Here is a 5244-nt window from a genome sequence, read left to right on the forward strand (position 1 = left end):
TCGCCGATTCGCTGCGGCGCGCGCACCGGCGTATGCCCGGTGCAGGTCAGCGACAGCCCGGCCTGCCGTGCCGGATCGGCGAGCCCCTGGACGAGATCGCGGCCCCAGATCAGCCGCTCGCGCACGTCATGCGCATAGCTGCCGGTGTCGAGATCGGCGTCCGAGCCGAAGAATTCCGCATGCAGCACGTTGAAGCGCCCGGGGCCGTCGCCGATCACGCGCACCAGCGGCAGCGAGTCGACGCGCGCCGCATGGGCGTGCAGCCGTTCCGGCGGCAGGTCGGCGCCCCAGTCGCCGCCGATCCCGCGCCACGCGTCGGGCGACAGCTTGCCGCGCGCCACGAGGCTCATCACTTCCTCGTGATTGCCGCGCACGACGTGGCACCACGGGCGGTCGAGCAGGTCGAGCGTGGTTTCGGAGGCAGGGCCGCGGTCGACGAGGTCGCCGACCGAGAACAGGCGGTCGCGGGCCGGATCGAAGCGGGTGTCGTGCAGCAGCGCGCGCAGCACATCCACGCAGCCGTGCAGGTCGCCGACGACGAAGTCGCGGCCGACCGTGTTCGCCGGATGGTGGCAGAGGGGGGCGGTGGCAGTCATCCCATTATCTTAGGCGCTCGTGCCCATCGCCACGTCACGATGGAATGACGATAATCGGGGCGGTACCCGCCGGTGCGGCGCAGCGGGCTGTCCCGCACGCCGGCCGAAACCTTTCCATCCGCTTTCGGAATCACACGATGACGCTTTATCCGCAGGTATTACGCAACCGGCCGCGCATGGTCGCGGCGTTCGTCGCCGGCGTGCTGTGCGCGCTGCTGCTGCCGTTTCAGCTGCGTCCGACCGTGCGTGCGCTGATCGGCTGGGATTGTGCGATCTGGCTGTATCTCGTGCTGATGTGGGTGCGCATGGTCACCGCGCACCATCACAAGGTGCGCGAAGTCGCGATCCGCGAGGATGAAAACGCGACGACCGTGCTGACCGTCGTGTGCCTCGCGACCGTCGCGAGCGTCGCCGCGATCGCGATCGAGCTCGCGACCGCCAAGAGCGTCGGCTTCAGCGCGGGGCTCAGCCATTACGCGATCACGGCCGCGACGCTGTTCGGCGCGTGGTTCCTGATCCCGACGATCTTCACGCTGCACTATGCGCGGCTCTATTACGGCTCGCCGGGCAACGATCGCGCGCTGCGCTTCCCGGACCAGAACCCCGAACCCGATTACTGGGATTTCCTGTATTTCGCGTTCACGATCGCGGTCGCGTCGCAGACGGCCGACGTGTCGATGACGAACCGCTCAGCGCGGCGCTCGGTGCTCGCGCAGTCGATCCTGTCGTTCTACTTCAACATGGCCGTGCTCGGGCTGTCGATCAACGTCGCCGCGGGCCTGCTGAGCTGACGCAGGCCCGGGTCATCCACAGCGTTACTTGAGCAGGTCGTACGGGCCGCCGCGCTCCAGCGCCCGCTGGTACGCGGGCCGCGCGTGGATCGCGTCGAGGAAGCGCGCGATCGCGGGATACCGGCTGCCGCCCCCGCGCGCGGTCGCGGCTTCGAGCGGAAAGCTCATCTGGATGTCGGCTGCGCTGAAGCTATCGCCGACGAACCAGCCGGTGCGGTTCAACGTGTCGTCGAGATAGCCGAGATGCAGGGCGATCTGCGGATCGACGAAGCTCGACTGAAGCGTGTCGGCGATCTTGCGCGCGATCGGCCGTGCGAAGAACGGCATCGGCGCATGGGCGATCCGCAGCGCGACGAGCTTGAGCAGCAGCGGCGGCATCGCCGACCCTTCCGCGTAGTGCAGCCAGTACGTGTAGTCGTGCCGCTCGGGCGTGCCGGGCGACGGCGCCAGGCGTCCATTGCCGTAGCGTTCGACCAGGTATTCGATGATCGCGCCCGATTCGGCGTACGTGCGGCCGTCGTCGGTGACGACCGGCGACTTGCCGAGCGGATGGATCGCGCGCAACTCGGGCGGCGCGAGCATCGTTTTCGGATCGCGCGCGTAGCGCACGATCTCGTACGGCACATCCAGTTCTTCGAGCAGCCAGAGCACGCGCTGCGAGCGCGAGTTGTTCAGGTGATGGACGGTGAGCATGTCGACGCCGGAAGTGGGGGCGGGAACGACATCATACCCAGCGCGTGTGGCGCGTACGCGAAATGCGTTGCGCGCCGTGACGAGCCGCGCCTGGCCGACCTCGTCTAGCCGACCGTGCCTGGCTGGCCGTCCCGCGCCATCATGCGCGCCGTACCGCGATCCACGCGCCCCAGAACAGGCTCGCGAAAAAGCGCAGCGGCGCATCGAAGCCCGCATCGCGCAGCAGGCCGAACACGGCTTCCTCGGAAGCAGGCGGATCGGCGCCCTGCAGGATCTTCGCGAGTTGCGCGCGCACCGCGTCGGGCGTCGCGCCTTTCATGCGCCAGCGCTGCTGCCATGCGTCGAGCAGGCGAGGGTGGTCCGCGTAGCGGCGATGGTTGCCGGCGAGCACGAGCGGCGCGCCGGGTTTCAGGCGCCGCGCGATCGCGTGCAGCAGCGCCGCCTTCGCGTCGTCACCGGGGACGTGATGCAGCACGCCGATCAGCGTCGCGCCGTCGAACGCGGGCGTATCGGGCAACGCATCGACACCGTCTTCGACGAACGCCGTGCGTGCGCCGAAGCCCGCGGCCTCGACGTTCGAGCGCGCCAGCGCAAGCATCGGCGCGGACGGGTCGACGGCCGTGAACTGCCAGCCCGGCTCGAGCGCGGCCGCCACGCAGATTTCCTGCCCCGTGCCGCCCGCGCCGGCGACGAGGATCCGCGCCTCGGGTGTAGCCATTGCCGATGCGAGCATGCATGCGGTGAGCTCGTGGCAGGCATCGTAGCCGGCGAGCGCGATGCGGGATTGCTCGGCGTATTCGTGGGCGCGTGCCGGATCGAATTTGGCGGCGCTGGCGGGAAGCGACATGGCGGGTTCCTCGGGTCGGGCGTGGACGTCGTGTCCACGAGCATGGCGCAGAGCGTAAGCGTGCGCGGTCGGTGCAACAAGGCGAGCAGCCATTCCGGTATGGCTGCTACCTGACTCGCCGGAGCCTGCCGGATTGCGGGTTTTCCCGAGGGTCGATTCGTATTTAAAAATGTCCGGGAGCGATGCATCGCGGTGGCGAAACCGGCGCATACTCGGTTCTCTCCCCCCGCCTGGCCGTCGCTTGCCGGGCCCCGATGCGCCGCGCCCCGCTGGCGCGGCCATGCCGCTCGGTACGCACGAGGAGCGCATGATGTCCGATTGTCCGCACGATCCGTATGCGCAGCACTACATTCACTGCTTGCCGTTCGGCGCGCAGCCCTGTGGCGCGCTTGGCGTGTCGCCGCGCACGCATTTTCGCGTGTGGGCGCCGGGCAGCACGCAGGTCCAGCTCGAACTCGATACCGGCTTCGGCCCGTTGCTCGTCCCGATGACGTCGGCCGGCACGAACTGGTTCGAAGTCTTTGCCGATTGTGGTGCCGGTGCGCTTTACCGCTATCGCCTCGACGATGCGGTATCGATTCCCGATCCCGCGTCGCGCTCGCAACCCGAAGGGCTCAACGGCCCGAGCCAGGTCGTCGATCCGCGCGCGTTCACGTGGCGCAATACGTTCTGGCACGGGCGCGCGTGGGAGGACATCGCGCTCTATGCGATTCGCCCGCACGCGGTGGGCGGCTTCGACGGCGTGCGCCGGCGCCTGCCGCAACTCGCGCGCCTCGGCGTGACCGCGCTGGAGTTGCTCGCGTCGCCGCACGACAGCCTGCCGTTCGCGCCGCTCGCGGCCGAAGGCGGCCCCGACGCGCTGAAGGCGCTGATCGACGACGCGCACGGTCACGGTCTCGCGGTGCTGCTGGAGCTCGACTACGCGCGCTTCGGCAGCGGCACTGATGCGCTGCGTCACTACGCGGCGCCGTTCTTCCATACGCGCGACGATCCGCTGCAGGCGCCGCCGCTCGCGCTCGATCATCCGGAAGTCTGCGATTTCTTCTGCGACAACGCGCTGTACTGGATCGACGAGTACCGTTGCGACGGGCTGCGCCTGCGCGAAGCCGACCGGATCGGCGTGTCGTGGCTGCGCGAGATCGCGGACCGCGTGCGTGCGGCCGTGCCGGCCGACCGGTTGATCCATCTCGTACTCGGCAGCGAGCGGCATCCGGCGCATCTTGCCGATACCCATTTCGATGCGCAGTGGAACGGGTGCGGCGAACGCGCGCTGCACCGGCTGACGGGGCGCGATCCGTCGGCCCACGAAGGCATTTCCACGCACCAGTCGATCCACACGCTCGCTCGCGCGCTGACCGCGGCCGGGGCCGCATTCCAGCCGGCCGGGTCGGGGGAAGGGATGGCTGCCGACAGCGGGCTGTCGTTGACGTCGCTGGTGCTGTCCGATGGCGCGTGGCGCGACAGCGGGCAGGGCGACCACGGGCAGGAGGCCGGTCTGGCCGCACTTGCGCTGTCGCTGCTCACGCCGCAGATTCCGTTGATCTTCGACGAAACCGCACGCGATGCCGATCGCGCGCATTTCGTGCAGTCGGCGCTCGCGGTGCGCGCGAAGCTGATCGCGCCGCGCTTGTCCGATTGCCGGCCGCAGGAGGCGCGTGCGTTGAAGTCGGACGGCGACGGCGATGCCGACGCGCTGCTCGCATCGTGGCGGCTCGCCGACGACGAAACGCTGACCATCGCGTTGAACCTGTCGCCCGAGGCGGTGCCGTTCGACGCACCGAGAGGGCGGGTCGTGTTCGAGACGCCCGCGCGTGCGCGCGACCGGGTCGATGAAGGGGTGTTGCCGCCGTATGCGCTCGTCGCGTGGCTGACGGGTGACGTCAACCGGTATGCGCTCACGCACGATGCGCGTCGCATCGACGACGGCATGTGGCGCGGAATGCGTCCGAACCTGAACGCATGACGACGTGAGCGAGTAAAAGAATCCGAGAGGCCGGGCGCATCTGCGCCCGGCTGCCCCGCAGGAAATCCCCGAACTACCAGAACCCGCGAATGCCCGCGATGCCGTAGGCGCCGTGGCGGCGTGCCTCGTCGAGGTGGGTGCGCGTCATGCCGCCGAGCGCGAAGACGGGCATGGCAGCCTCGGCAGCCAGCGCGCCGAACTGTGTCCAGCCGAGCGTCGGCGCGCCGGGATGGCTGAGCGTCGGCAACACGGGCGACAGCGTGACGAAATCCGCGCCGGCGCGCGCGGCCAGCAGCAGGTCGTCGCGTGTGTGACAGGCGGCGGACACCCAGCGTCCGGCCGGCAACGGCCGCT

At 69.4% G+C, this 5244-nt stretch carries 6 protein-coding genes; 2 read left to right on the top strand and 4 right to left on the bottom strand.

From position 1 onward, the window contains the following. Window positions 1-596 (bottom strand): metallophosphoesterase (locus G3N99_RS34160; RefSeq protein WP_206124577.1); only part of this gene is annotated, 596 nt, incomplete at its 3' end. A gap of 137 nt (window positions 597-733) precedes the next feature. Between G3N99_RS34160 and G3N99_RS34165 the strand changes: the two genes are divergently transcribed. Beyond that, window positions 734-1387, top strand: coding sequence for a DUF1345 domain-containing protein (locus tag G3N99_RS34165; RefSeq protein ID WP_174938686.1), 654 nt, complete (start codon window positions 734-736; stop codon window positions 1385-1387). A gap of 24 nt (window positions 1388-1411) precedes the next feature. On the opposite strand, the gene G3N99_RS34170 is transcribed toward G3N99_RS34165, so the two are convergent. Both G3N99_RS34170 and G3N99_RS34175 read right to left on the bottom strand, forming a co-directional pair. Further along, window positions 1412-2080, bottom strand: a complete 669-nt coding sequence (locus G3N99_RS34170) for a glutathione S-transferase (protein WP_206124578.1) — start codon at window positions 2078-2080, stop codon at window positions 1412-1414. 139 nt (window positions 2081-2219) lie between these two features. Next, window positions 2220-2927 (bottom strand): class I SAM-dependent methyltransferase, encoded by a 708-nt coding sequence (locus G3N99_RS34175; protein ID WP_206124579.1) that lies wholly within the window; start codon window positions 2925-2927, stop codon window positions 2220-2222. 310 nt (window positions 2928-3237) lie between these two features. Between G3N99_RS34175 and G3N99_RS34180 the strand changes: the two genes are divergently transcribed. Then, window positions 3238-4890 (top strand): DUF3459 domain-containing protein, encoded by a 1653-nt coding sequence (locus tag G3N99_RS34180; protein ID WP_174982391.1) that lies wholly within the window; start codon window positions 3238-3240, stop codon window positions 4888-4890. A gap of 73 nt (window positions 4891-4963) precedes the next feature. On the opposite strand, the gene G3N99_RS34185 is transcribed toward G3N99_RS34180, so the two are convergent. Beyond that, the coding region (locus G3N99_RS34185; protein ID WP_206124580.1) for a thiamine phosphate synthase at window positions 4964-5244 on the bottom strand (281 nt) is incomplete at its 5' end.

The sequence above is a fragment of the Burkholderia sp. Ac-20392 genome (genome assembly GCF_017104585.1).
Taxonomy (GTDB): domain Bacteria; phylum Pseudomonadota; class Gammaproteobacteria; order Burkholderiales; family Burkholderiaceae; genus Burkholderia; species Burkholderia lata.